Here is a 245-nt window from a genome sequence, read left to right on the forward strand (position 1 = left end):
CATAGTCACGGCACCATTAGAGCCGCCCTTTAAGGTAACTACATTGCTGCGGGTTCCATCGGCATTGCGGTCATAAGAAATATTATCTTTCACCTGACCATAATTCACGGCATCACTATCAGCTTCGCCAGCCTTTAGGTTGGTGATTGATACAGGATCGCCAGAGCCATTGCCTGTTAGAACAATTTTGTTCGTTGGCTTGCCATTTTCGTCAGCAACATAATGAACCGCAAGGTTGCCTTGTG

Annotated in this window: 1 pseudogene; it reads right to left on the reverse strand. The window is 46.5% G+C overall.

What is annotated here, in order from left to right:
• Positions 1-245, reverse strand: a pseudogene (locus HBA93_RS22715) (hypothetical protein); the annotation flags it as partial.

The sequence above is a fragment of the Ochrobactrum sp. SFR4 genome (assembly GCF_019730395.1).
In the GTDB taxonomy this organism is placed as follows: domain Bacteria; phylum Pseudomonadota; class Alphaproteobacteria; order Rhizobiales; family Rhizobiaceae; genus Pseudochrobactrum.